Raw genomic sequence first — 25,799 nt, forward strand, 5'->3', positions numbered from 1 at the left:
GACATCCACTGCGTATTGCCTTTGCCGCCGAGCCCAGGAGCATGGGCCTGCTACCGCTTGCGTGACTGCCGTCAGCATTTCGACACCGGGAGGCGAAGGTGTCGACTGCCGGAGTTTTCTTCCCGGGGGCAGGATCGCCGATCACGGCCGGTGGGGGCCGCGTTCACCGGAGGCTGCCGCGTAAGCGGGAGTCCGCATGCTGGTCGCTGGGTACTCGGCAGGCCGCCAGGTCCTCGGTCGTCGCTGCGGTGCGGGAGGCCGGCGAGATGACCGTCGGACGAGGCAAACCTTTGACGCTATGGAGTTTTCAGTCTGCTGCTACGAGCTCGGAGATGTGGCTGAGGCGGCTCGGCGAGGCCAGCGCGTCAGCGAGGGCTTCCTGCACCACGGCGGACTCCGGCAGGCGCCAGCCGCAGATCTCGGGCTTGACGCGCCAGTGCACGACACCGTGCTCGAAGGGGCTGGGCGGCAGCGGGACGTAGCTTCCGGCGCCGTGCAGCTTGACCTGCTCGTCAGCGGCCAGCTCGCGGCGCAGCGAACGCCCGGTCTTGGTCAGGAACAGCCAGCGCCCGGCCGGGGTCGCGACGATCGGCACCGGCATCCCGAAGGTGCGCAGCACACCCGCGGCCTTGCGGCCCAGCGAGTCGTCGACCTCGATCGCGTCCAGCACGACACCGGTGGCCACAAGGAGGCTGTAGGGCCGGCCGGTCCACCATGCGGCGACCTGCTCCGGCTTGGTGCCGATGCGCTCCTGCCAGTCCCGGTGCACAGGGACCGGACCGACGTTCTCTGTCCCCTGGCGGCCCGCCCACTGCGAGCCCGCCGGATAGGTGCCGGGCAGCACCGGCCACCCGCGCCACGCGAGACCGACCGCCTCCGCACGCAATTCGATGCGGAAGGCCCCGCGCCAGCTATCCGACCAGTCTGTCTCCAACATCTTGGGTTCTTGCCTCCTTGCACATCGGGCACCGTCCGTGCCCTGCATCTGACTAAACGGCACGAATGCCGCTTGTTGTAACTGCCTGTCGGCAACTGGTCGGTAATGAACGGCGAGTGAATCCGGGCGGACGTTCCAGCCGAACGTCAGCCGGTCGGCGGTACCGCTCGCCGACACGCCTGGACTTGCCAGTGATACCGCTCACCGCTCGCGGACGACCGCTGCCCGCGGCCGGCGGCCGGTTCCTCCCGTTCAACCGCGTGTCCGGCATCGGTCCGGCCTTCGTCCGGGCCGTAATCCGGCCAAGACCGCTTATCGTGGCGGTCACTTCGACCTGGGCGACCCATCCGTTCATCCGGCACTCCTTCAGTTGCATGCCCATCTGTTCGATCACCCAGCCCGCCTGGCCGCAGGCGTACTCCTCGCCCCACGGGCCATACGCCGCGGCGGCGAGCGCGGCCATGTCAGCCGCGCTGTTCGCCCTGTGCCGTGCCGAGGCGACGGCACCTATCACCATGAGCGCACCGCCGAACGCCATCAGCGCCGCAGTCGCCCACGCCGCCCAGACCGTCGCCACTCCTGAGTCGTTCACTCCGCTGTCTCCTGTGGTTCGGCGACGGCGAATGCCTCACCGGAGACCGTCAGGAGCATGTCGGCCGAGACCATGACGGTGATTCGCTCGCCGTCGACAGATATATGGAGGCTGGCGTCCTCCGGTGCGATCCGTCTGGCGGCCTCTTCGGCCAGGCCGTCGTCTCCTCGGGCGACCAGCCGCGCAGCCTCCCGGGCGGCGTCGACGCACTGCAGGTGCGCGGTCACGGTGGCTATCCCGGCCACAACCAGCCACAGCACGATGACCAGCACGCCGAGCGCGATGGCGGCTTCGACCGTGACCGCGCCGGAGTCATGTGTCAGGTCACTGTCATCGCCTTTTCGATGAGGCCGACGATCCAGTTCTGCACCTTTTCGCTCCTGGCAATCAGGATGAGGGCGATGCCGAACCCCGCGGCGGCGATCGTGGCGACGGCGTATTCGACCGTTGTGGTGCCCTCGTCGGTGAAGTCGTGCATCAGTCAGCCCTTCCGTGATCGATGTGGTCATCGGGTCAGTCCCAGCGAACCGGCCAGCCCCACAAGCACCGGCACGATGCCGAGGCACACGAAGGCCGGCAGGAAACACAGGCCGAGCGGTCCGGCGATCAGCACACCGGCCCGTTGGGCCCGCACTTCGCACTCATCGCCGGCCGCGACACGTACCTCGGTCGCCAAAGCAGCGGCCACAGTCGCGAGTTCGGTGCCGGACCTGGCCGTCCTGCGCGCTCCCCTGGCCAAGGCCGCTGTCTCCGGCACATTCGCGACAGGCTGCCACGCGGCGGTGGCATCGGCCCCGAGCGCAAGCAACCCGGCTGTCATCCGCAGGGCCTGTCCCCCTTCGCCAGGTATTCGCCCGGCGACTGCGCGCACTGCGTCCGACACCGGCAACCCGGCTCGCAGACATGCCGCCAGCAGATCCCAGCCCGCCGCGAGACACAGCGGATCAACCGGCTTGGCTCGTTTTCTTGGCTCACGTTGTCGTTTTGGGCGCGCTGTCAGGCCGGTGAGTCTCAACCGGGCTATCCGCGCGCCAGGCGCGACCATGAGCGCGATCGCCGCCAACACGAGACTCATCACGGCTGCACCACCCGCTGCGTCAACCGCGCGCACCAGATCACGCCCGCACAGACGAGAGCGACACCAAGAACGAGCACGATCTGTCCGATGCCTGTGAAGGCGAGAACGCGCAATGGATTGGCACCTACCGCTTCTCCTAGCACAATTCCCAGGACCGGGAGCCCAGCCAGGACCGCGGCGCTTGCTCTGGGCCCGGCCATCTTGGCGTGCGTCTGCCTGGCGAACCGAACCCGTTGGTCAAGATCCTTGGCCACTGCCGCAAGAACATCGGCCAGCGGAAGTCCATGTCGCTGAGCGAGAACCCAGGCGTGAACCACCTCGGCGACCAGAGGTTCCCGCGTGGCTTGCTCGGCATCGCCACCAGCCCGCGCCGCGGATGCAATCGTCTGCATCGCCTCTGCGCCAGCAGGTGGCGCATCCTCCGCAACGGATTCGGCCGCGACAACCGGCTGCGCCCCAGCCCGAAGTTCGGCCACGAAGGACCTCAGCGTCTCCGCCAGTTCCGCGACCGAAGCAACACTCTGCCGAAGTCGTTGCCTGGCCCGCCAACGCTTCCACGCGACAACTCCAGCCAGCACCCCCGCGATCGCACCACCCACACCAAACAGCAGCCCACCACTCAGCCCGGAACCCAACGCGACAAGAACGGTCGTGGGCTTGGGAACCCGCCAAGCTCGCCTGGGCACCCCGACCAGTTCGGCCAGCCGCCGCGACGCAGCCCCCGACGGCCAGACAAGCAGAGCCCCGGCGACGAACAAGAGAGTCATCGGTTTGCTCCATGCAGGGCGCGGAGGGTTTTGAGGGTGGGTGGGGGTTCGCCGGGGCGCCAGAGGGTTTTGACGGTGACGAAGTTGGCGGGGGTTCTGTGGAGGGTGCTGATTTCGGTGAGGCGGCGGGAGTCGTGGTGGCGGCGCATGTGGAGGACGAGCTGGATGGCGGCGGAGAGTTGGCTGTGCAGGGCGGAGCGGGCGAGGCCGCCCAGGGCTGCCAGGGCTTCGAAGCGGGCGGGGACCTCGGCTGGCGAGTTGGCGTGCAGGGTGCCTGCGCTGCCGTCGTGGCCTGTGTTCAGGGATGTGAGCAGCTCGACGACTTCGGCGCCGCGGACCTCGCCGACGACGAGTCTGTCGGGGCGCATGCGCAGGGCCTGGCGGACGAGGTCCCGGACGGTCACGCCGCCTGCGCCCTCGATGTTGGGTGGGCGGGCGATCAGGCGGACGAACTGTGGGTGGTTCGGCGCGAGTTCGCCGGCGTCCTCGACGCAGACGATCCGTTCGTGTCCGGGTACGCAGCCGAGCATCGCGCCCAGCAAGGTTGTCTTGCCTGAGCCGGTGCCGCCGACCACGACGAACGCGAGGCGGGCGTCGATGATGGCCTGGAGGAGGCTCGCGCCTTCTTCGTCGACTGTTCCGAAGCGACACAGCGCGGCCATGTCGTGCACGGCGGGACGCAGGACGCGCAGCGACAGGCAGGTTCCGTTCGGAGCGATCGGCGGAAGGACCGCATGCAGCCGGACTCTGCTCAAGCCGCCTGAACCTGGCAGCCATGCGTCCACATATGGCTGCGCGTCGTCGAGACGACGGCCCGCCGCGCTCGCGAGCCTTTGGGCGAGCCTGCGCACTGAGTGCTCGTCGGGGAAGCGGACCTCGGACTTTCGCAGTCCTCGTGGACCTTCGACCCAGACCTCGTCCGGTGCGGTCACCAGAACGTCTGTCGTGCCGGGATCACGCAGCAACGGCTCGAGCGGCCCTGCTCCCTCGAACTCCTGATGCAGCAAGCGGATCGCCGCAAGGACATCTCTGTCCCCGACAACACCACTGGCCTCATCGCGGATCGCGTCGGCGACCGTGGCGAACGTGATCTCGTTGCCGACGCTGGCGACCCGGCTGCGTACTCGCTCGACGAATTCGGCCTTCATGACGCGATCGCCTCTGCCACGCCAAGGCTCTCCAGCGCTCGACGGGCCGCATCGATCAAAGGACCGTTGCGGTCGCTGAAGTGCCCGCGTTCAAGAGCCACGGCCAAGCCCTTCTGGTAACGCATCGAGGACAGCAGCGGTAGTTCGACCGCCTTGGCCACTTCGTCCGGAGTCAGGCCGCCTGGGGCCGGACCGCGGACGAGAACCTGGGCAACGACGCCGCGTTCCTTGAGGCGGCTGGAGACGATGCGGGCCGAGGCGCAGGCGCGCAGTTCGGCTGGGACGACGATGACAGTCAGATCGGCGAGGTCCAGGGCGGCTTGTGCGGCCGGCGAGAGCTCGCGGGGCAGGTCGCAGACGACGATGTCACCGCCGCGTCTTCCCGCTTGGACGACGGCGGTCACCGCGTCAGGTTCCGGCGCGAAGCCTTTTCTGGCGCCGGAAACAAGTTTCAGTCCCGTGCTGCCCGGCAGGGCGGCACGCAACGACGACGCGGCGACCCGGCCGCGGACCTCCATGTCCGGCCAGCGCAGGCCTTGCTCGGTTTCCGCGCCCAGGACGAGATCCAGGCCGGCGGCGAGCGGATCGCAATCGACGAGCATCGCACGGTGGCCGGCACCTGCTGCCGCTTTCGCGACGGCTACAGCAAATACGGAGGCGCCTGCCCCGCCTCGGCCGCCGACGACTGCGAGTACGCGGCCTGGCGGGCCGACGCCTTCGGCCGCGTCGGCGAACGCGTCGGCGAGCCAGGAACTGGCGGCCGGCAGCTCCACGACATGCTCGGCTCCGAGGTCGACGGCCGCGTGCCAGCCGTCGATCGTGGTGGTGTCAGGTGATATCAGGACTATTCGGTCGCGTTTGGGCAGCCGGGCGACTTGGACCTCCTGAGCGCCCGCGGGGTCGAGCAGGATGAGCGGCGCGCGTTGCCAGAGTGGCCTGGCGGCGGTCGCGTCCGGTACACGCTTGAGCTCGCAGCCTGCCGCCGCGGCCATGCGGAGCAGTTCTTCGAGGACTGTTTCGTCGCTGACCAGAACGAGTGGACTGTTCTCGCTCATCGGATGCACCCCCGCTTTCACGCCGCCGGGCCTGGTTGCCCGCTGCCTCCACGCTCGCGCCGGGCGGGGTGGCGGGGCAACGGGGATGGGCTCGGCTGTGGATGAGTGAGTGGGGTGTGGACAACTGCCCGGAAAACCGGGCTTTCGGACCTGCACTGTCTCCTCCCGTGTGGTATAGCCGCGAAAATTGTTGCGGCACAGCAGGTCCACCACCGGCGTTCGCGTCGCGACGGTCGGCGGGCAGGAATATTTCCGCCCGCCTGGCTGTAATCAAAGTTGGGTGCGGGCGTCCGCCACGAGGACGATTGCTACCACCGCGTAGAATTCAGCGCGCGCACCAGGCCGGGTGACCGGAATCTGCGGCTGCGTAAGAGAAGTGGATATGGGACGACCCCCGCCAGGGGGGAGGGACGGGGGTCGTCAAGAGGTTCAGTCCCGGGGGGTCGGACTGAACCGGTCCGGTGTCGAAGACCGGACATGCTCACTGTATCCCCTCCCGGCCGACTCGTGGTCATAGAACCGACTTTTTATTGATGTGTCTTACGCACATGACTCCGCGAGCCGTCACCCAGTCGTCCAGACGGGGCATATGCTCCGCTTATGACCGAAGCGCCGAAGCGGGTCGCCGCGTTCTTCGACCTCGACAAGACGGTCATCGCCAAGTCGAGCACGCTGGCCTTCAGCCGTCCGTTCTTCCAGGGCGGGCTGATCAACCGCCGGGCGGTGCTCAAGAGCGCGTACGCCCAGTTCGTGTTCATGCAGTCCGGGGCGGACGCCGACCAGGTCGACCGGATGCGGGCCCACCTCACCGCGCTGTGCGAGGGCTGGGACATCGAGCAGGTCCGCTCGATAGTCGAGGAGACCTTGCACGACATAGTGGATCCGTTGATCTACGCCGAGGCCGCCGAGCTGATCGCCGAGCACCGGGAGAAGGGCCATGACGTGGTCGTGGTCTCCGCCTCGGGTGAGGAGATAGTGCGGCCGATCGCCCGCATGATCGGCGCGACCGACAGCGTCGGCACGCAGATGGTCGCGTCGGAAGGGCGCTACACCGGGGAGATCGAGTTCTACTGCTACGGCGAGAACAAGGCCGTGGCCATGAAACAGCTGGCGGTGGAACGCAATTACGACCTGACGGCGTGCCACGCATACAGCGACTCGGTCACCGATGTGCCGATGCTCGAGGCGGTCGGGCACCCCGCGACGGTGAACCCCGACCGCGCGCTGCGCAAACTCGCGGGCGAGCGCGGCTGGCCGGTGCTCACGTTCTCCAAGCCGGTGTCGCTCCGGTCGAGGTTCCACATGCCGTCGGGCACCACGGTGGCCATCACGGCGGCGAGTATCGGAGCTGTCGCGGCGGCCGGCGCAACGTGGTACGGCATCCGCAGGCGTAGGCGGAAGTAGCCATCCTTGTGGGGGACTTCGATAGCCCGGTCGGAGGTAGCGGTTGACGCCGCATGCGCGTAAGTGCTGGTCCGTTCGACCACGAGGCGTGTTGATCTACCGTTTAAAGACTCTGTACCGGTGCACCCGTCCGTGCCCTTGAAGTGACCGCGCTCACTAGGTACAAAGTTAGTGCGGACTTCTAGTCAGCCCGGGACCAAACGAAGAGAAGCTTGGTCCACCCTGAGAGAACTCCGTGCGCGGACTCCGGGCACCCACGCGCAGCACGCCGCGGGAGGCTTGTCGTCAAGGGACTGCGTACCGGGACGCCGGGCGCCGAGGCCCAGTGAGTACGACGTGAGTTGCACGCTTGGTAACCCGAGACGTTCGCGCTTTGGTGGGCGGCGTTCACCGGCTCCGGCCAGTGGGCGCCGCCACCTTCTTGTTGGGGGTTCGCCCGGCGCGCGAGATGTGCCCGGTGCCAGTAGCGTGACAAGCCGAGACACCGCCGTTTGGCTCTTTGCTTCGCCGACGTGACGTGGGTAACTTACCGATTGAAGTGTCAAACCGGTAAGAATCTTACGCCTCCAGGGAGGCAGAGGTGTCTCGTCGTCGTTGGATCCCCCCGGCTCTGGCCGCTGTCACCGCGTTAGCTGCCGTCAGCACGCCCGCATCGGCCGCGCCCGAACCAGATGCCATGACCAGCTGGGCCCACGCCGCGTTGCGGCATCTCAGCCTCGAGGAGAAGGTCGGCCAGCTGTTCGTGGCGACCGTCTGGGGCAAGTCCGCCGACGAGGCACACCCCGAGAACCTCAAGCGCTACGGCGTGGACACGCCTGCCCAGGTGGTGCAGCGCTACAAGGTCGGCGGGGTCATCTACTTCAACAACCCGACCACGGACAACGTCGACGACCCCCGCCAGCTGCTCAGGTTCTCCAACGGCCTGCAGAAAGCCGCCCTGACCTCGGGCGCCCACATCCCGTTGCTGATCTCCATCGACCAGGAGGGCGGCAACGTCACCAGGGTCGTCTCCCCGGCGAGCGAGTACCCGAGCGCGATGGCACTGGGTGCGGCCCGCAGGCCGGAAGACGCCAAACGGCTGGCCGCGATCAGTGCCCACGAGCTGCGCGCGATGGGTGTCACCCAGAACTTCGCGCCGGTCGCGGACGTCAACTCCAACCCGATCAACCCGATCATCGCGGCCCGGTCGTTCTCCTCGGACCCGACGCTGGCCGGCCAGATGGTCAGCGCCCAGATCGCCGGGTACCAGCGGTCCGGCTGGCCGGGTGAGACGGTGTCGGCGGCGGCCAAGCACTTCCCAGGGCATGGGGACGCGGCCGAGGACAGCCACACCGGCCTGCCGAACATCGCCCGCACCGAGGAACAGTGGCGCAAGATCGATCTGCCGCCGTTCAAGGCGGCCATCGCGGCCGGCATCGACTCGATCATGACCGCGCACATCACGGTGCCGAGCCTGGACCCGTCCGGCGAGCCGGCCACCCTGTCCAAGCCGATCATGACCGGGCTGCTGCGTAACGAGCTCAGGTACGACGGCGTCGTGGTCACCGACTCCCTGGCGATGGAGGGCGTGCGCAAGAAGCACACCGACGCCGAGATCCCGGTGCTCGCCCTGGAGGCGGGCGTCGACCAGATGCTGATGCCGCCGAACCTGCAGATCACGATCGACGGTGTCCTCGCGGCTGTCCGGTCGGGCCGGATCAGCGAGCAGCGCATCGACCAGAGCGTGCTGCGTATCCTCAAGCAGAAGTGGAACCGCGGCGTCTTCCTCAAGCCGTTCGCCGACGAGCGTGCGCTGCCGCGTGAGGTCGGTACGAAGCAGAACCTCGCGGAGATTCAGAAGGTCAGCGACCGGACCGTCACGGTGTTGCGTAACGACGCGAAACTGCTGCCGCTCAAGACGGTCCCGAACAAGGTGCTCGTCACCGGCTGGAACAACCCGGTTGCCGCAGGCGCGCCAGCTGAGCCGGTCGCGAAGCTCGCCAAGGAGATAGGTCCAAACGCGACAGCGCTCTCCACAGGCGGGTCGCCGACAGCAGCCCTCGTGGACCAGGCAGTCGCCGCGGCCAACGGCTCGGATCTCGTGATCGTGTTGACCAACGGCCTGCGCACGTCGGCCCCGCAGCGCAACCTGGTCACGAAGCTGCTCGCCACGGGCAAGCCTGTGATCGCTGTGGCCGCACAGGTGCCGTACGACCCTGGCTTCGCGGACGTGCCGACCTGGATAACCACGTACGCCTGGCGAGACGTCTCCATAACCTCGCTGGCCAAGGTGATCCTCGGAAAGGTCTCGCCCACGGGCAAGCTGCCGGTGAACGTGCCGACGGCCGACCCAGCACAGATCCTCTTCCCGTTCGGGACGGGCCTGACATGGTGAACCGGCGGAGTGTTCTGGCCGCCGCGCCTGCAGCACTGGTTGCTGCCGCGGCCCCCGCAGCCGCGGATCAGCAGCAGCGGCACTACGACCGGGTCACCCCCGGAGCCGACCGCCTGGCCGAGCGTGGCTGGCGCGACTTCCAGGGTCGCAAGGTCGGTGTGCTGACCAACCCGACCGGTGTCCTCAGGGACAAGACGCACATCGTCGATTCCCTGGTGTCCGCCGGCATGGCGCCGGTCGCGGTGTTCGGACCGGAGCATGGGTTCCGCGGCACAGCCCAGGCCGGCGGTTCCGAAGGCAGTTACGTCGACCCGCGCACCAAGGTCCCGGTGTACGACGCGTACGGCGTGACGGCCACGAAACTCGCTGAGATGTATCGCAAGGCCGGTGTCGACACGATCGTGTTCGACATCGCGGATGTGGGCTCGCGGTTCTACACCTATATATGGTCGATGTACACGGCGATGGTGGCCGCGGCCGAGACCGGCGCCGCGTTCGTCGTGCTGGACCGGCCGAACCCGGTCGGCGGCAAGGCCTACGGCCCGATGCTGGACCCCGCGTTCGCCTCCGGTGTCGGTCGCAAGCCGATCGTGCAGCAGCACGGGATGACCGCGGGCGAGCTGGCGAGGTTCTTCAACAAGGAGTTCCTGCCCGCCGACACCGGCGGTAGACAGTTGTCCAAACTGGACGTTGTCGAGGTCAGGGGCTGGCGCCGGGACACCCTGTTCGCCCGGACCGGACTGGACTGGATCCCGCCGAGCCCGAACATGCCGCTGCCGCAGACCGCGTTGGCCTACCCGGGAACCTGTTTGTTCGAGGGGACTGTGTTCTCCGAGGGCCGCGGCACGACTAGGCCATTCGAGACAATCGGCGCGCCGGACCTGGACTGGCGGTGGGCCGAGGAGCTCAACCGTCTCCGTCTGCCCGGCGCACGGTTCCGGGAGACCTACTTCGCCCCGACGTTCAACAAGTTCGCCGGCAAGACGTGTGGCGGAGTACAGCTGCACTTCACCGATGAAGAGTCTTTCGACCCTATCCGGACGGCCGTGGCCATGCTGGTCACCGCGAAACGGCTCTATCCAACGATTTTCGCGTGGCGGGGAGACAATTTCGTGGACAAGCTCTCAGGTTCGGCCCGCTTGCGGACGATGATCGATTCGGGCGCCGGCGTCGATGATGTCGTCGGAGCGTGGCGCGAAGAGCTCGCCGGCTTCGGCAGGCAACGTCGTCAACACCTGATCTACTGGTGAGGCAGGGCATGATGCGTCGATCGGTGATCTTGCTGGCGGTGGTGGGTGTGGTCGGTGCGGGCGCGGTGTCGGCCGACGCGCGCGGCGGGGAGACAGGCCGGTTCGACCGGCCCAAGCAGGGATTCGCCGCGCCCTGGACCGAGTTACGCGACGGCACGCCTGAGCAGGTGGGCCTTGACCGGGCGCCGATCGACGCCGCGGTGGCGCAGATCGACGAATGGACCAGAACCAATCCCACACAGCCGCCGGTGAATCATCCGCTGATGTCCGGTGTGGTCACCCTGTTGGCCCATGAGGGCGTTGTCGTCAACCGGTCAGCATCCGGTTACGCAGTGCGGTATTCCGATGCCGCCGGGACGGAACTCCCTGTCCAACAGCGGGTTGCGATGCGTGACGACACGATCTTCGACATGGCCTCGATCAGCAAGCTGTTCACCTCGATCGCCGTGATGCAGCTCGCCGAACAGGGCAAGATCGACGTCGACGCGCCGGTTTCCCGCTACTTGCCCGAATTCGGCGTCAACGGCAAGGCGGGCATCACGGTCAAACAGCTGCTGATCCACACCTCGGGCCTGGTGTCGTTCATCCCGTTGTGGTCGCTGTACCCGGACAAGGCGTCCCGGCTCAAGGCCGTGATGGACATCGCGCCCAAGTACGTGCCGGGCTCGACGTACGAGTACTCGGATCTCAACCTGATCACCCTGGGCGTGCTGGTCGAGCGCCTGACCGGGTCCACCTTGGACAACGTTGTCACCCGCGGCATCACCGAACCGTTACACATGACCGACACCGGGTACAACCCGCCCGCGTCCAAACTGGACCGGATCGCGGCGACGGAGTACCAGGCCAGCCCGGCCCGCGGGATCATCAGAGGGCAGGTTCACGACGAGAACGCGTGGTCACTCGGCGGCGTCGCCGGGCACGCGGGAGTCTTCTCCACCGCCCGCGACATGGCTGTGCTCGCGCAAACTCTGCTCAATGGCGGTATTTATGCCCACAGGCGGATCCTGAAATCCGAGACGGTGCGGGCGATGCTGACCAACTACACGCAGGCTTTCCCAGGCAACGCACACGGTTTGGGCTTTGAACTGGACCGAAGGTTCTACATGGGAGGCTTGAGCGGGCCGGCCACCGCGGGTCACACCGGGTACACCGGAACGACGCTCGTTGTGGACCTTCAGTCACGGTCGTTCGCGATCCTGTTGTCCAACAGGGTTCATGTGTCGCGCAACTGGGGATCCATCAACCCCGCAAGGGAGACGCTCGCCACCGGTCTGGCCAAGGCGCTGGCCGTCCGACCGAGACACGGCCGTGATGCTTGGTACACGGGGATCGGCAACTCGAGCACCGCGACACTGTCCACACGGGAGCTTCGGGCCAAAAGTTCGACCATTCGGGTTGCGTTCGACACATTCGTCGACAGCGAGTCTTCCGACCACCTCGTTCTGGAGTCGAGTGGTGACGGCGTGCAGTGGACGGCCGTCAAAATGATCACCAGCGGGCCCGGCGCACCGCCAGGCGAAAACAGTTTTCTTTCCGGTTCAGGCCACCGGACCTGGTGGAATGTTCGCGCGGAGGTCGCCGGGTCGGACAAGATCTCGTTGCGCTGGCGGTTCAGTACTGACCGCCTCTACACCGGTCGCGGGGTGTTATTGGACAACATCAAAATCACCCAGGGTAGCCGCACACTTCTGGACGGTGAAAAACAACCAACGGCGTTCGTCTCACAGTCTTGGGATCGTCGAATCCGATGATAAAATTTGTTAACGACACCCCCATTACCTGCGATTTCCCACGCAAGCCACTGTGGTTGCAGGTTCAAGTTTCGGACACGTTTGGGTGTCGTTGCGTCAGGAGGTCTAGCCGTGACCTTGTCGGATCCCATAACTGTTAGTAAGTTTCCCACGTGAGCACCGCGGAGATGGTTGACGAACGGAGCGAGTCGAGTCCGCTCGTACGTATCAGGTCGCTGCTGCCGGGCCTCGCCCGCGCGGAACAGCGAGTCGCCAAGGTGGTGCTGGACAACCCGGCGTCGGTAGCGCGCCGGAGCATCACCGAGGTCGCCGACGCGGCAGGCACCAGTGAGACCACGGTCACCCGGTTCTGCAAAGCGATTGGTGTCGGCGGATATCCGGAGCTGCGCATAGCGCTGGCTGCGGACACCGCCAGGACAGAGGCACGCGCCGAGCGTGATCTCGGTGGTGAGATCGGTCCCGAGGACGACCTGGCCCAGGTCGTACGCAAGGTCACCTTCGCCGACGCACGCGCCGTCGAGGAGACCGCGGACCAGCTCGATGTCGCCACGTTGCAGCAGGTCGTCGACGTGATCGCCGCCGCCGGCCGCGTCGATGTCTATGGCGTGGCAGCGAGTGCGTTCGTGGCACTCGACCTGCAGCAGAAGCTGCATCGCATCGGCAGGGTGAGCTTCGCGTGGAACGACACGCACATCATGCTCACGTCGGCGGCGGTGCTCGGCTCGGGAGATGTCGCTGTCGGCATCTCGCACACCGGGGCGACCACCGACACCGTTGAAGCGCTCCGCACCGCGCGGCAGCACGGCGCCACAACCGTGGCGTTGACCAACTTCCCGCGCTCCCCGATCACCGAGGTGGCCGATTTCGTGCTGACCACCGCGGCTCGGGAGACCACGTTCCGCTCCGGTGCGATGGCCAGCAGGATCGCCCAGCTGACGGTGATCGACTGCCTGTTCATCGGCGTGGCGCAACGGCACCTGCCGACGGCAATGGGTGCGCTGGAAGCCACGCGTGACGCGGTGGGCCCGCACCGGCTGGAGACCCGGCCGGACGGACGCCGCAAGACGCGCGAAACCGGAAAATGAGAGCACCAGGACGGCGATGACGGTTCCCCAGCAAGCGGTCTACGTCGACTCTCCGACAGAGGGCCGCAATCCGCGAACCACCGGGCTGGACACACTGCCCACGCTCGAGGTTCTGCGCGTCATCAACGCGGAGGACCGGCTTGTGCCGGCCGCCGTGGCGGAGGCGTTGCCGCAGCTGGCAAAAGCCGTCGACCTGGCCGCGGAAGCGCTGCGCCAGGGCCATCGGGTGCACTACGTGGGCGCGGGCACGTCCGGGCGGCTGGCAAGCCTGGACGTGGCCGAGCTTGCGCCCACGTTCAACGCCCCGGCTGAATGGTTCGTCGCCCATCACGCGGGCGGCAACCGGGCACTACGCACGGCCGTGGAGAACGCGGAGGACGACGCGGCGGCAGGGGCCGCGTTGCTGACGCGAGAGGCGGAGGCCGGGGATTTCGTCCTCGGCCTGACCGCTTCGGGACGTACTCCTTTTGTCCTGGGCGCGCTGTCGGCGTCCAGGCGGCTGGGCGCGGGCACCGGACTGGTGTCCAACAATCCGGTTTCCGCCCGGACCGCCGACGTGGACGTGGTCATCGCGGTGGACACCGGGCCGGAAGCGGTCGCCGGGTCGACCCGGATGAAGGCGGGCACGTCGCAGAAACTCGTTCTGACTGCGTTCTCGACCGCGGTGATGGTCAAGCTCGGCCGCACGTACTCGAATCTGATGGTGAGCATGCGTGCGACGAACGCGAAACTGCGTGGCCGCACGCTGCGGATTCTGCGGGAGGCCACCGGCTACAGCATGCAGGAATGCGCCGACGCGCTCACAGCGGCGAACGGCGACCTGAAGGTGGCGCTTGTGCACCTGCTGTCCGGGGCGGACTCCGAACGGGCCGCGAAGGCCCTGAGCGAGACGAACGGGCACGTACGCAACGCACTGGACATGCTGGGCGCGGCGGCCTGCTGAAGGTAGCCCTACCTCGCATCCGGTGGCCGTCACCAATGTCCGGATGATCGTTTGTCGGCAGGGTTTGCCCCATGCTGACTTCCATCGCGGTCTCGTTGGCACTCGTCGCGGGCGCACTGCCCGCGGCGCCGGCGACCGCCACGATTCGATTCACGGAATACGATATCCCGCATATCGTCGCCCAGGATTATCGAAGTCTCGGATACGGCCAGGGATACGCGGCCGCACGGGCCAATCTTTGCGCCATTGCCGACGGGATCATCACGTTGCGTGGCGAACGGTCGCGCTATTTCGGACCCGGTCCGGCCACGACAGGATTGAACCGGGCGTCCGACAATTTGTCGAACGATCTCTACTACCGCGGGTTCAGTGTCGCGCCGTTGCTGAATCAGGTGTCGCCGGACGTCCGGCAAATGGTCAAGGGATACGCGGCGGGTTACAACAGCTATCTCGCGCAACGCCCGCCCAGCAACTGCCCGGCATTGCTGACGCCGATGACAGAACTGGATGTGTATCGCCGGGCGCACGCGTGGAGCACGGCGCTGGTCTCCGGCTCGAGCGTGGACACGATCGTGAATGCCGCGCCCGGCGCCGTACCACAGGGCAGCCAGCCGACAGCTGACATGTCCGGGCCAGGCAGCAATGCCATCGCGCTCGGCCGCGACGCCACGACGTCCAAACGAGGCATCGTGGTGGTCAACCCGCATCTGCCTTGGGGCGGCGACATGGGCTGGGACATGGTCCAGCTGCGGATTCCCGGCCGGCTGAACGTCAGCGGCGCGACATTCGTGGGCATGCCGTTCGTCGTGGCCGGGATGACCGAGAACCTCTCGTGGAGCGGGACGATCGCGGACGCCGTTGTGCCAGGGACTTTGTTCGAGCTCAAGCTGACCGGGCCGACGACGTACCTCGTCGACGGCAAGCCGGAAGAGATGCGCCGCAACGATGTCACCGTTGAGGTCAAGCAGCCGGACGGAACCCTCAAGCCAGTGACCAGAACACAGTTCTCGACCCGCTACGGGCCGGTGATCACGAACTTCCGTGGCGTGGCAGTGCCGTGGACCGCTGACAAAGCCTTCGCCTTGGCCGACGCGAACGCGAACAACATGCGTTTCCTGAACATGCTGACGGAGCTCGGCAAGACGCAGTCCACCGATGACTTCGTCAAAGCCATGCACCGGACCCAGGGCGACCCGATCTTCAACCTGCTGGCCGCTGACTCCGCCGGGCGTACTGTCTACACCGGACAGACAACCGTGCCGAACGTGCCGGATTCACTGGCGGCCGAATGCAACACCACACTGGGGCAACAGACTTTCCAGGCGATGGGCCTGGCCGTGCTCGACGGTTCCCGCGCGGCCTGCCGGTGGCGCACCGATCCGGACGCGGTCGCGCCTGGCATCCTCGGCCCAGGCAACCTGCCGGAACTGCGGCGCGACGACTACGTGTCGAACTCCAACCAGAGCTACTGGCTGACCAACGCCCGCCAACCCATGCGCAAGCTGCCACGGATCGCGGGCGACTTCGAGACCGCGCGCAATGTGCGGACGCGTGACACACTTACCGAGATCACCGAAGGCCTCGGCAGGTTCGACCTGAAGTCGACGCAGGACTTGATGTTCTCCAACCGGGTGTACGCCGCCGAGCTCGCACTCGACGAGACAATCGCGATGTGCCGCAGGCTCGACATGGGTCAGGCCTGTGACGTACTGGCCCGCTGGGACCGCAAGGCCAATGTGGATAGTCGCGGGTACTTGCTGTTCAGCCGGTTCTGGACCCGGATCGGCCGGTCGGTGGACTGGAAGGTCCCGTTCTCGGTGAACGACCCCGTACGCACGCCGAACACCTTGAACACCGACAACCCGTTGGTGGTCAAGGCTTTCACCGACGCGGTCGCCGAGATGAACGCCGCGAACATCCCGCTCGACGCACCGGTGGGCGACCACCAGTACGTCGAGAAGGACGGAAAGCGGATCCCGATCGGCGGCGGACGTCCCGAGACCGGGACCTTCAACGTGATCGCGAGCGACTGGGCCAACGGATACCACGGGATCGGCCAGGGCCGTAGCGGCACCAACAGTTCCGGATACGTCCGGGTCACCGCGTTCAACGGCACGCCATGCCCGGACGCACGGGCCGTGCTGGCCTACAAGCAGCCGGAACTGTTCTCCCAGAAGGGATGGATCACCGAACGGTTCTGTGAGAAGGACATTCTCGCATCACCGAGTCTGAAGGTCGTGCACCTCAGGACGGGCTGAGCACTACTTTTCGCACGCGGCTCCATCCTTGTCACGATCCAAGGCCGGACGGTAGCCCGGGTCGCCCCGATGCAGCGGCGCTGCACCGGCGGCCCGGGCCGCGTCACAGTTCTTGTAGTAGGCGGCAGGCGGCTCGGGCTCGACAGGGGGCTCAGGCAGCGGCGGCGCCGTCTCGGGTGCTGGTGGCGGCGCGGGCTTGTCGACCCGAATGACGATCACCGCGTCCGGGCGGACTGACGATCCCGCACCTTCGACGGACACGACTGTCCATGATGGATCATGTGCGATTTGGTTGCCGTCGGGCAAAAAGTATCGGAACGTGGTGAAACCCAGCGTGCGTAGCTGCCCTTCGACCGTGGCGGCAGTTTTACCCGCAAGGTCAGCAGGAAGAGCCACCGGCACGACCGTAGGTGTCGTGGTGGTGGCGGTCGTTGTCGTCGTCGAGGCGATCGTGGGGATGGGCGGTGCCGATGTGGGAGTTGGTGTGGCACAAGCGCTTACAAGCGTCAGTACGGCAATCGCGCCGATGATCCGCATGGGAGACCCCCGAATCCGCCAACCGGTTCGTCCCAAACGACCATCCGGCTGTCAGTCCATTCCCCACAGGGCTACGCGCTGTTACTCAAGTCACACGACCGGGTGAACCTAGATATCGCTTTGGCACAGCGTTGGTGACAGAACGATATGAACGTGCGGGTTCAGGCGTTCGCGGAGTCGGCGATCGACGTGGCTTCACGCGCACCGACCTCGAACGCGTCACAGCACAACAGGACCCAGTCGCGCACGCCTTCGGGCTGACCGCTGGCAAAGCCGTCCGCCGCCTCCCGATACCGCTCGGGCCGGCGCAGGAACGCGACCTCGGGCACGGTCAATCCTTTCGGGTCCAGGCCTGTGCCGATCATGGTCAGCCGCGCGGCTGCCCGCGCGACGACACCGTCCGCGACACCGAACGGCGCCAATGTCAGCAATTCACCGTGCACCACGGCCGCCAGGACAGGACCTGGCGCGGATGTCGCGCCCGTCACAAGGTTCGCCAGCAGATCCAGCCGACCGGACACGCCACGCGCCGACCGCGGCCGCCCCAGCCGGTCATGCTCGGCGGCGTCGACCAGATCGGCGGCCGCCAGCAGATGCAGCCGGGCCAATGCCTGCAGCGGTGCGCGCTGCCAGACAGGTAGGAGCGGACCGATGGCCTCGGCGACCCGCAGGGCACCGGCGAGTATCGGGTCCACGACTTCGCCGTCGTCGGGGATCTCCGGATTGCCGCCGTCGAGATACGCCGACGAGCGCGCGGCGCGCACCGACGCCTCGGCGGCCGTGGTCGGCCAGCCGCGCCGGTTGGCTGGGTGCCGGTGCACTGACTGCACGTTGTCACGCGCTGCCTGCACCGCCTCGGCTACCCCGGGAAGCTCCAGCAGTGGGCCCAGCGGATCGGTCACGCGCTGACACTAATGGGGAGGCGCCCGGACTTCGACACGGGCTCCTTACTCGATCATCGCCGGTCACGCATCACCCACCCGGTGTAATTGGTATAGACCTATTCGAGGCCCACCCTGTTATTGCAGGCCTGTGCGCACTACGGTCACCACCACACGAGTTGCCGGTTTCGAGGAGGTCACACGAGATGACCGAGCAGTCCCAGGGTCCCGCGCTGGACAACCTGCTCACCGAGAGCAGGACTTTCCCGCCCTCCGATGAGTTCGCGGCCGCCGCCAACGCGGGCCCTGAGCTGTACGAGGCTGCCGAGGCCGAGCGGGATGCCTTCTGGGCCAAGCAGGCCGAGCGGCTGCACTGGGACACCAAGTGGGACCAGGTCCTCGACTGGAGTGACGCGCCCTTCGCCAAGTGGTTCGTCGGCGGCAAGCTGAACGTCGCCTACAACTGCGTCGACCGGCACGTCGAGTCCGGCCACGGTGCCCAGGTCGCCATCCACTGGGAAGGCGAGCCCGGCGACACCCGCACGATCACGTACGCCGACCTGCTGGCCGAGGTCAGCAAGACCGCGAACGCGTTGCTCGAGCTGGGACTGCAGGCCGGTGACCGAGTCGCGATCTACATGCCGATGGTGCCCGAGGCGATCTACTCGATGCTCGCCTGCGCCCGTCTCGGCCTGACCCACAGTGTGGTCTTCGGCGGGTTCTCCGCCGAGGCGCTGAGGTCCCGGATCGAGGACGCGTCCGCCAAGCTGGTGATCACCACGGACGGCCAGTACCGCCGTGGCAAGCCGGCCGCGCTGAAGCCTGCGGTCGACGAGGCCGTCGCCCAGACGCCGACGATAGAGCACGTGCTCGTGGTCAAGCGCACGGACACCGAAGTCGAGTGGACCGACAGCCGTGACATCTGGTGGCACGAACTTGTCGACAAGCAGTCCGACAAGCACACGCCGGAAGCGTTCGACTCCGAGCACCCGCTGTACATCCTGTACACCTCGGGCACGACCGGGAAGCCCAAGGGAATCCTGCACACGTCCGGCGGCTACCTCACGCAGGCGTCGTACACGCACTTCAACGTGTTCGACCTCAAGCCGGACACGGACGTCTACTGGTGCACCGCCGACATCGGCTGGGTCACCGGGCACAGCTACATCGTGTACGGCCCGCTGTCGAACCGTGTCACGCAGGTTGTGTACGAGGGCACGCCGAACACCCCGCACGAGGGCAGGCACTGGGAGATCGTTCAGCGCTACAAGGTCTCGATCTACTACACGGCGCCGACCCTGATCCGCACCTTCATGAAGTGGGGCGCGGACATCCCGGCCAAGTTCGACCTGTCGTCGCTGCGCGTGCTGGGCAGCGTCGGCGAGCCGATCAACCCGGAGGCCTGGATCTGGTACCGGGAGAACATCGGCGCCAACTCGGCGCCGATTGTGGACACGTGGTGGCAGACCGAGACCGGCGCGATCATGATCTCGCCGCTGCCCGGCGTGACCTCGACCAAGCCCGGCTCGGCGCAACGTGCGCTGCCAGGTGTTTCGTCGATGGTCGTGGACGACCAGGGCAACGAGGTACCGCACGGTGGCGGCGGATACCTGGTGCTCGACAAGCCGTGGCCGTCGATGCTGCGTGGCATCTGGGGCGACAACGAGCGCTACCGCGACACCTACTGGTCCCGTTTCGCCGACAAGGGCTACTACTTCGCCGGTGATGGCGCGAAATACGACAACGACGGCGACGTATGGCTGCTCGGTCGAGTTGACGACGTGATGAACGTGTCCGGGCACCGTATCTCCACCACCGAGGTGGAATCGGCGCTCGTGTCGCACCCGACCGTCGCGGAAGCGGCCGTCGTAGGCGCGACGGACCCGACCACAGGCCAGGGCATCGTCGCGTTCGTCATCCTGCGCGGTGGCGCAGTCGACGGTGGCGAGGAGGCCGTGAAGGCGTTGCGCGACCACGTGGCCAAGGAGATCGGCCCGATCGCCAAGCCGCGTCAGGTCATGGTCGTGCCGGAACTGCCGAAGACCCGCTCCGGCAAGATCATGCGCCGCTTGCTGCGCGACGTGGCGGAGAACCGTTCGATCGGCGACGTGACAACACTGGCGGACTCGACGGTGATGGACATGATCTCCCAAGGCCTGAACAAGGGCGCCTCGGAGGACTGAGAGCCGTTACAAAGCGGGCCCCTCGTGCGTTTTGCACGAGAGGCCCGCTTTGCGTTCAGGAGTGGTCGAACCGGCCGGACTTGATCGCGGCCAGGAACGGAGCCAGTTCGACGGTCAGGATCGGACCGGTCGGATTCTTGCTGTCACGCACAGCACCGGTGTTGGCCAGCTCGACACAGTTGGTCTGGTCGGTCGACCAGGATGACTTGCGCCAGCTGAAAGTCATCGTTTGCCCTCTCGTTGTTCAATGAGTTTCCTCAGAATATCCCGGCTTTCCGCAGTGGAAAGCGCGATCTTGTTCAGCTTGGCCCGCTGGGAGACATAGCCGTCGACTTCTGGATCATGTAGGAACACCCCGCCCCGCAACAGTTCGATGTGTGCGATCGAGGGAGAGCCTGGGAAGTCCAGCAGTAGCCAGGAATGGTAGAGGCCAGCTCGGGGAAGGTGTTGTGGAACGAGTCGAACCCCAATGCCACGCTTGGTCACTTCGACAAGATGCTTGAGCTGGGCTGTCAGGACCTCGGCGCCACCGAACGGAGTCCGGATCGCGGCCTCGCCGATGAAGGCTGTGTATTCGATCTTCGGCAAGATCTGCTGCCGCCGCAGCCGTGCCATCCAGACCATCTCGATGTCTTCACTGGGATTGCCTATGTCAAGCATGTAGGCCTTGGCGTATTCGTAGGTCTGGAGCAGGCCCGGGATGATGTTGACCGACCAGTCGGTGAGGGCGTTGGCGTCGGCTTCGTAACTTGCCAGTGCTCCCAGTTCATCTGGGACACCAGGCAAGGGGCGGGACCACCAACCCGGCTCGTCGATTGCTTTGGCGCGGCGCACCAATGCGTCGCGTTGGTCCACGGGAATGCGGTAGACCGCGAGTATGCTGGCCACGTCCTCGGCGCTGATATGTCGTTTGCCGTTCTCTATCCGGCTCATCGTCGCCGCTGACCAGCCCAGCATCTCGGCCGCGGCCTCCAGCGAAAGCTCGGTTTGCCGAGTCCGCATTGTCTTGAGCTGAGCGCCCAGGGCACGATCCCTTGCCTGGGGCGGTTTCCGATTACCCGACACGATGTCTCCTAGTGCTTTCCGCACATGCAAGTACGGGCAGTGATTGCGCAATATCACTAGCGTGACGGAAAACATCCGACTCCGCCATTTGGAGGCATCACCATGTCGCGTAACCCGTCGACCAATGTCTGGATCACTGTCGACGACGGCTGCCCGCTCAGCTACGAGGTCAATGGCAGCGGTGCGATGGAGTTCGTCTGCGGCAGCAGTGCCGCAGACGGAATCGGGATGACCATACAAAGCGAGGCGCTACGCAAGTTCGTCGCGCTCGGCACCGAAGCGCTCCGCGAAATGGATGCGCTTTTCGCCGACGAACAGGCCAAGGAAGATCAAACGAGCGCGGCCTGACCGACGCCCGCTGGACCTTGCTTGTTCAGGACGAGGCCGCGGCCAGGTTGGGCTGCCATTCGGCTACCGGGCGGGAGAACAGCGCAGCGAGTTGGGCTGTGGCCCCTGGCACCAGCCAGTAGTAGACCCAGGTGCCTCGCCGCTCGCAGTCGATGAGTCCGGCCTGGCGCAACAACTTCAGGTGATGGGAGATCGTCGGCTGCGACAGCTCGAACGCCGGTGTCAGCTCGCACACGCAGACTTCGCCGTCGGCGCGCGCCGCGATCAGTGAGAGCAGGCGCAGCCGGACCGGGTCGCTCAGCGCCTTGAACACCGTCGCCAGTTCGACGGCCTGTTCCTGGGTCAGCGGGGCGGCCGAGAGGCTGCCGCAACAACCCGGCTCTTGTTTCGACATATTTCTATATTGACGTCTTTCGATGAAGGGTGCAACCTTGCATCGACGTACTTCGATACAACCGGAGGACCTGGCATGACTGAACAGGACTTACGAGAGACCGTGCGCGCCCGCTACGCAGCCGCCGCGACGACGGTCGTCGAGAGCGGCAGCGGCTGTTGCGGGCCACAGGCCGTCGAGGTCGACGACAATTTCGGATCCACCCTGTACGGCGCCGACGAACGTGACGAGCTGCCTGCTGAGGCTGTTGCCGCTTCGTTGGGTTGTGGCAATCCCACCGCTGTCGCCGAGCTGCGCGAAGGCGAGCGTGTGCTGGACCTTGGTTCCGGCGGTGGAATCGACGTCCTGTTGTCGGCACGACGAGTTGGCCCGACAGGCAAGGCGTACGGCCTGGACATGACGGACGAGATGCTCGCGCTGGCGTTGGCCAACAAGCAGAAGGCGAGTGCGGACAACGTCGAGTTCCTGAAGGGCACGATCGAGGCAATCCCCTTGCCTGCCAACACAATCGACGTCGTGATCTCCAACTGTGTGATCAATCTGTCGGCCGACAAGCCTGCCGTATTCGCCGAGACGTTCCGGGTTTTGGTTCCGGGTGGCCGTATCGGTGTCTCAGACGTCGTCGCGGACGACGCCCTCACCGCGGAGCAACGCGCACAGCGCGGCTCCTACGTCGGCTGCATCGCCGGAGCGTTGTCGTTCGCCGAGTATCGCGAAGGCCTGGAAGCGGCCGGATTCACCGACATCGAGATCACGCCCACGCACCAGGTCGCCGACGGTATGCACTCCGCCATCGTTCGTGCGCTCAAGCCCGCGCGGTCCTAGCGATCAGAACTTCCTGTTCGCCAGGACTGGGACGATCTTGCGGGCCTCGGTCACCTCGGCCGGGTCGATGTCCACGAACAGCAGGCCGGGTTCGGGGCCGAGCTGGCCGCGGATCTCGCCGAGCGGGGACACCGCCAGGCTGTAGCCGACTCCGGTGGGGGCCTTGCCGGATGGCGTCTGGCCGATGGTCGTGGGGTCTGCCTGTCCACATGCGACTATCCATGTCGTACTGTCCAGGGCGCGGGCCCGGACCAGCAGCTCCCATTGCTCGCGTTTGCCCGGACCGGCGCCCCAGGATGCCGGAACGATCGTCACCATCGCGCCTTCGTCGGCCAGCTTCTGGAACAGCCCGGGGAAGCGAATGTCATAACAGGTCGCGAATCCCACTGTGAGGTCGTCCACTTCGGACAGGACGATCCGCTCCCCCGGCGCGACCGTGGCGGACTCGGCGAACCCGAAGGCGTCGAACAAGTGGATCTTGTCGTAGTACGTGTCCACGCCGCGGCCGGCGATCAGCAGCGTATTGGTCACCCGGCCGTCCGGGCTCGGCGTGAACATACCGGCCACGACCAGCACGTTCGCGTCGTCGGCGATCTGACGGACGGCTGTGGCCCACGGGCCGTTCAGCGGTTCGGCGACCGGGCCGAGCGGGATTCCGAACCGGGCCATCGTGGCTTCCGGGAACACCACGATCGAAGCGTCGGCCGCCTCGCGGACGGTCGCCTGGATGTGGTCGAGATTGCGCTTCGGATCGGTGTCCGCGGCGAACTGACTCATCGCAATACGCATCACCGCTCCGATCTTACTTGTATACAAGGAAAACACCGGGACGATCTCGCCGTTCCACGCACCCGGCCACGACATGCGACGATGAAGGCAAGCCGCAAGGACTGTCACAAAGATCATGTCGGACCTGCTGGAATTTGTCGCATATCGACTGTATACAAGTCGTGTGCGCAAAGTACTCGGAGGTGCGGGTGTTGCACTTCAGCCTCCCTGACGGGCACCGGGTGGCCGTTGAGGTGCGTGCGCTGCTCAACGGGGGATTCGCCGGCCGCAGCCAGGACGACGTGGCCGAGCACATCGCGGAGCTGGTCGCCCTGGGCATCCCGGCACCGGTCAAGACGCCCTGCCTGTATCCGATCGCGCCCTTCCTCGCTGTGCAGTCCGGCGAGGTCTACGCCCAGCACGGCCGTACGTCCGGCGAAGCCGAGTGGGCCATGGTGATCACGCGCGACGACGTCCTGCTGACCGTAGCCTGCGACCACACCGACCGTGACCTGGAGGTTCACGGCGTCGCCTGGAGCAAACAGGCCGCACCGGACATGCTGGGCCACCAGGCCTGGCGGCTGGCCGACGTCGAGGACCGGATCGACGAGCTGACCCTGACCGCATGGGTGCGCAACGGCGAGTGGACCGAGATCCAGGCCGGCACGCTGGCCGAGCTGCTGCCGCCGCAGTACTGGATCGACGTCTTACACACGCACAATCTCTACGCCCCGGGAACTGTCCTGCTATCCGGCACGATCCCCATGATCAAGGGCGTCGACCAGTTCGCCGACGCGTGGCGCGTGGAACTGGGCGACCCGCACACCGGCCGGACGATCTCCACCGAGTACCACGTGCGCAGACTGCCCGAACCGATCGCGTAAGCGGGTAAAATTCAGCTCGGTGAGCCGGGAAGCCTGGTCGGCAGCAGTATTCGTGCCAGCTGATCAGAGGAGCACCGTGGCCCGACGCCCAGTCGCCGAATTCGCCCGCTACCTGCGTACCGAGACTGTCGGCGGGATGATCCTGCTCGGTGCGACCGCGGTCGCGCTGCTGCTGGCGAACTCCCCGCTCAAAGGCGCCTACCAGGCTGCCCGCGATTTCCACCTGGGCCCGTCATTCCTCAGTCTCACGGTCGGCGAATGGGCCAAGGACGGCCTGCTCGCGCTGTTCTTCTTCGTCGCGGGCCTTGAGCTCAAGCGTGAACTCGTGGTCGGCGAGCTGTCCAGGTTCAAGGCGGCGATCCTGCCGGTGGTCGCCGCGCTCGGCGGCATGATCGTCCCGATCGCCGTCGCGCTCGCGGTCGGCTGGGGTGCGCCCGGGATGGACAAGGCATGGGCGATCCCCTCGGCCACCGATATCGCGTTCGCGCTGGGCGTGCTCGCGCTGACGGCGTCCGGCCTGCCCAGCAGCGCCCGCGTCTTCCTGCTGAGCCTGGCCGTGGTCGACGACCTCGGCGCGATCGTGATCATCGCGATCCTGTTCACGACCAAGTTCAACCTGATCGCCGTGGGCTCGGCCGTCGTACTCCTCGCGCTGTACGCGTTCCTGCAGCACAAGCGGATTCAGTCCACCTGGTTGTACGTGCCGATCGCGCTGGCGACCTGGGTCGCGATGCACGAGTCGGGCGTGCACGCCACGATCGCCGGCGTCGCTCTCGGCCTGCTCACGCGTGTGAAGAAGGACCCGTACGAGCGGAAATCACCGGCGCTACGGCTGGAGCACAGGTTGCAGCCCTGGTCGGCGGGCTTGGCGGTGCCGGTGTTCGCGCTGTTCGCGGCCGGTGTGCCGGTCACGCCGACCGCTCTCGGGCAGATGCTGGACGACCGAGTCGCCATCGCGGTCATCGCAGGGCTTCTGGTCGGGAAACTCGTCGGGATCCTCGGCACGACCTTCGTCGCGGTCCGGCTCAAGCTCGCGGTCAGACCCACGGACCTCGGCTGGCGGGACATGGCGGCCGTGTCCATGCTCGGTGGCGTCGGGTTCACCGTGAGCCTGCTGATCGCCGATCTGTCGCTCACCGGCGAGGCCGCCGAGCGCGTGAAAGCCGCGGTACTGCTGGCTTCCGCGACGGCGTCGTTGCTGGCCGCGGCGATGTTGGTGCGACGCGCCCGGGCACGGCGGGCCACCTGAACACCCACGTGGCACGATGA

At 66.5% G+C, this 25,799-nt stretch carries 26 protein-coding genes; 12 read left to right on the forward strand and 14 right to left on the reverse strand.

Features of this window, described 5'->3' with window-relative positions; genetic code table 11:
* Nucleotides 1-307: 307 nt before the first annotated feature.
* The 8 genes from JOF56_RS08950 to ssd are packed head-to-tail and all read right to left on the reverse strand — an operon-like array spanning nt 308 to nt 5,577.
* Nucleotides 308-937, reverse strand: coding sequence for a bifunctional DNA primase/polymerase (locus tag JOF56_RS08950; protein ID WP_209636289.1), 630 nt, complete (start codon nt 935-937; stop codon nt 308-310).
* Nucleotides 938-989: 52 nt separating this feature from the next.
* The gene (locus JOF56_RS08955; RefSeq protein ID WP_307854992.1) at nt 990-1,529 is read right to left on the reverse strand and encodes an Rv3654c family TadE-like protein; all 540 of its coding nucleotides are present in this window, start codon (nt 1,527-1,529) and stop codon (nt 990-992) included.
* Nucleotides 1,526-1,891 (reverse strand): TadE family type IV pilus minor pilin, encoded by a 366-nt coding sequence (locus JOF56_RS08960; protein ID WP_307855778.1) that lies wholly within the window; start codon nt 1,889-1,891, stop codon nt 1,526-1,528. The genes JOF56_RS08955 and JOF56_RS08960 overlap by 4 nt, the downstream gene beginning before the upstream one ends.
* The gene (locus JOF56_RS08965) at nt 1,849-2,007 is read right to left on the reverse strand and encodes a DUF4244 domain-containing protein (protein WP_209636291.1); all 159 of its coding nucleotides are present in this window, start codon (nt 2,005-2,007) and stop codon (nt 1,849-1,851) included. The genes JOF56_RS08960 and JOF56_RS08965 overlap by 43 nt, the downstream gene beginning before the upstream one ends.
* Nucleotides 2,008-2,034: 27 nt before the next feature.
* Nucleotides 2,035-2,604 carry a type II secretion system F family protein gene (locus tag JOF56_RS08970; RefSeq protein ID WP_209636293.1) on the reverse strand — a complete coding sequence of 190 codons (570 nt, stop codon included), beginning with the start codon at nt 2,602-2,604 and terminating at the stop codon, nt 2,035-2,037.
* Nucleotides 2,604-3,374 carry a type II secretion system F family protein gene (locus JOF56_RS08975; protein WP_209636295.1) on the reverse strand — a complete coding sequence of 257 codons (771 nt, stop codon included), beginning with the start codon at nt 3,372-3,374 and terminating at the stop codon, nt 2,604-2,606. The genes JOF56_RS08970 and JOF56_RS08975 overlap by 1 nt, the downstream gene beginning before the upstream one ends.
* Nucleotides 3,371-4,522 carry a TadA family conjugal transfer-associated ATPase gene (locus tag JOF56_RS08980; protein ID WP_209636297.1) on the reverse strand — a complete coding sequence of 384 codons (1,152 nt, stop codon included), beginning with the start codon at nt 4,520-4,522 and terminating at the stop codon, nt 3,371-3,373. Before JOF56_RS08980 ends, JOF56_RS08975 begins: the two co-directional genes overlap by 4 nt.
* Entirely contained in the window at nt 4,519-5,577 is a 1,059-nt protein-coding gene (gene ssd, locus JOF56_RS08985) for a septum site-determining protein Ssd (protein WP_209636299.1), read from the reverse strand. The genes JOF56_RS08980 and ssd overlap by 4 nt, the downstream gene beginning before the upstream one ends.
* A gap of 600 nt (nt 5,578-6,177) precedes the next feature.
* Here ssd and JOF56_RS08990 point away from each other — a divergent pair.
* The 7 genes from JOF56_RS08990 to JOF56_RS09020 all read left to right on the forward strand — a co-directional run bounded on the left by JOF56_RS08990 (nt 6,178) and on the right by JOF56_RS09020 (nt 16,645).
* Complete coding sequence (locus JOF56_RS08990) at nt 6,178-6,981, forward strand: HAD-IB family hydrolase (protein WP_209636301.1); 804 nt, start codon at nt 6,178-6,180, stop codon at nt 6,979-6,981.
* Between the two features lie 676 nt (nt 6,982-7,657).
* The gene (locus JOF56_RS08995) at nt 7,658-9,355 is read left to right on the forward strand and encodes a glycoside hydrolase family 3 protein (protein ID WP_209648111.1); all 1,698 of its coding nucleotides are present in this window, start codon (nt 7,658-7,660) and stop codon (nt 9,353-9,355) included.
* Entirely contained in the window at nt 9,349-10,605 is a 1,257-nt protein-coding gene (locus JOF56_RS09000) for an exo-beta-N-acetylmuramidase NamZ family protein (protein ID WP_209636303.1), read from the forward strand. The genes JOF56_RS08995 and JOF56_RS09000 overlap by 7 nt, the downstream gene beginning before the upstream one ends.
* Nucleotides 10,606-10,616: 11 nt before the next feature.
* The gene (locus tag JOF56_RS09005; RefSeq protein WP_209648112.1) at nt 10,617-12,359 is read left to right on the forward strand and encodes a serine hydrolase domain-containing protein; all 1,743 of its coding nucleotides are present in this window, start codon (nt 10,617-10,619) and stop codon (nt 12,357-12,359) included.
* 167 nt (nt 12,360-12,526) lie between these two features.
* Complete coding sequence (locus JOF56_RS09010; RefSeq protein ID WP_209648113.1) at nt 12,527-13,444, forward strand: MurR/RpiR family transcriptional regulator; 918 nt, start codon at nt 12,527-12,529, stop codon at nt 13,442-13,444.
* A 16-nt stretch (nt 13,445-13,460) separates the two neighbouring features.
* Nucleotides 13,461-14,387, forward strand: coding sequence for an N-acetylmuramic acid 6-phosphate etherase (locus tag JOF56_RS09015; RefSeq protein WP_209636305.1), 927 nt, complete (start codon nt 13,461-13,463; stop codon nt 14,385-14,387).
* Between the two features lie 71 nt (nt 14,388-14,458).
* Nucleotides 14,459-16,645 (forward strand): penicillin acylase family protein, encoded by a 2,187-nt coding sequence (locus JOF56_RS09020; RefSeq protein WP_209636307.1) that lies wholly within the window; start codon nt 14,459-14,461, stop codon nt 16,643-16,645.
* 3 nt (nt 16,646-16,648) lie between these two features.
* Here JOF56_RS09020 and JOF56_RS60665 read toward each other — a convergent pair whose 3' ends face one another.
* Entirely contained in the window at nt 16,649-16,906 is a 258-nt protein-coding gene (locus JOF56_RS60665; protein ID WP_372447850.1) for an excalibur calcium-binding domain-containing protein, read from the reverse strand.
* Between the two features lie 437 nt (nt 16,907-17,343).
* Complete coding sequence (locus JOF56_RS09030) at nt 17,344-18,084, reverse strand: Fic family protein (protein ID WP_209636311.1); 741 nt, start codon at nt 18,082-18,084, stop codon at nt 17,344-17,346.
* A 185-nt stretch (nt 18,085-18,269) separates the two neighbouring features.
* Here JOF56_RS09030 and acs point away from each other — a divergent pair, with 185 nt between their 5' ends.
* Nucleotides 18,270-20,246 (forward strand): acetate--CoA ligase, encoded by a 1,977-nt coding sequence (acs, locus tag JOF56_RS09035; RefSeq protein ID WP_209636313.1) that lies wholly within the window; start codon nt 18,270-18,272, stop codon nt 20,244-20,246.
* A gap of 55 nt (nt 20,247-20,301) precedes the next feature.
* Here acs and JOF56_RS09040 read toward each other — a convergent pair whose 3' ends face one another.
* Nucleotides 20,302-20,472 carry a DUF397 domain-containing protein gene (locus JOF56_RS09040; protein ID WP_209636315.1) on the reverse strand — a complete coding sequence of 57 codons (171 nt, stop codon included), beginning with the start codon at nt 20,470-20,472 and terminating at the stop codon, nt 20,302-20,304.
* Complete coding sequence (locus JOF56_RS09045) at nt 20,469-21,386, reverse strand: helix-turn-helix domain-containing protein (RefSeq protein ID WP_209636317.1); 918 nt, start codon at nt 21,384-21,386, stop codon at nt 20,469-20,471. The genes JOF56_RS09040 and JOF56_RS09045 overlap by 4 nt, the downstream gene beginning before the upstream one ends.
* 27 nt (nt 21,387-21,413) lie before the next feature.
* Here JOF56_RS09045 and JOF56_RS09050 point away from each other — a divergent pair, with 27 nt between their 5' ends.
* Nucleotides 21,414-21,659, forward strand: coding sequence for a hypothetical protein (locus JOF56_RS09050; RefSeq protein ID WP_209636320.1), 246 nt, complete (start codon nt 21,414-21,416; stop codon nt 21,657-21,659).
* Between the two features lie 25 nt (nt 21,660-21,684).
* On the opposite strand, the gene JOF56_RS09055 is transcribed toward JOF56_RS09050, so the two are convergent.
* A complete protein-coding gene (locus JOF56_RS09055) occupies nt 21,685-22,053 on the reverse strand; it encodes an ArsR/SmtB family transcription factor (RefSeq protein ID WP_209636321.1) in 369 nt (122 codons plus the stop codon).
* 75 nt (nt 22,054-22,128) lie between these two features.
* Here JOF56_RS09055 and arsM point away from each other — a divergent pair, with 75 nt between their 5' ends.
* On the forward strand, nt 22,129-22,878 hold the full coding sequence (arsM, locus tag JOF56_RS09060) for an arsenite methyltransferase (RefSeq protein ID WP_209636323.1): 750 nt from the start codon (nt 22,129-22,131) through the stop codon (nt 22,876-22,878).
* A gap of 3 nt (nt 22,879-22,881) precedes the next feature.
* On the opposite strand, the gene JOF56_RS09065 is transcribed toward arsM, so the two are convergent.
* Nucleotides 22,882-23,667: a carbon-nitrogen hydrolase family protein gene (locus JOF56_RS09065; protein WP_209636324.1), complete on the reverse strand. Its 786-nt coding sequence runs from the start codon at nt 23,665-23,667 to the stop codon at nt 22,882-22,884.
* Nucleotides 23,668-23,849: 182 nt separating this feature from the next.
* On the opposite strand from JOF56_RS09065, the gene JOF56_RS09070 reads away from it, so the two are divergent.
* Nucleotides 23,850-24,530, forward strand: a complete 681-nt coding sequence (locus JOF56_RS09070) for a DUF2848 domain-containing protein (RefSeq protein WP_209636326.1) — start codon at nt 23,850-23,852, stop codon at nt 24,528-24,530.
* Between the two features lie 136 nt (nt 24,531-24,666).
* Nucleotides 24,667-25,779 carry a Na+/H+ antiporter NhaA gene (gene nhaA / locus JOF56_RS09075; RefSeq protein ID WP_209648114.1) on the forward strand — a complete coding sequence of 371 codons (1,113 nt, stop codon included), beginning with the start codon at nt 24,667-24,669 and terminating at the stop codon, nt 25,777-25,779.
* The last annotated feature ends 20 nt before the right edge of the window (nt 25,780-25,799 follow it).

This window comes from Kibdelosporangium banguiense (genome assembly GCF_017876405.1).
In the GTDB taxonomy this organism is placed as follows: Bacteria; Actinomycetota; Actinomycetes; order Mycobacteriales; family Pseudonocardiaceae; genus Kibdelosporangium; species Kibdelosporangium banguiense.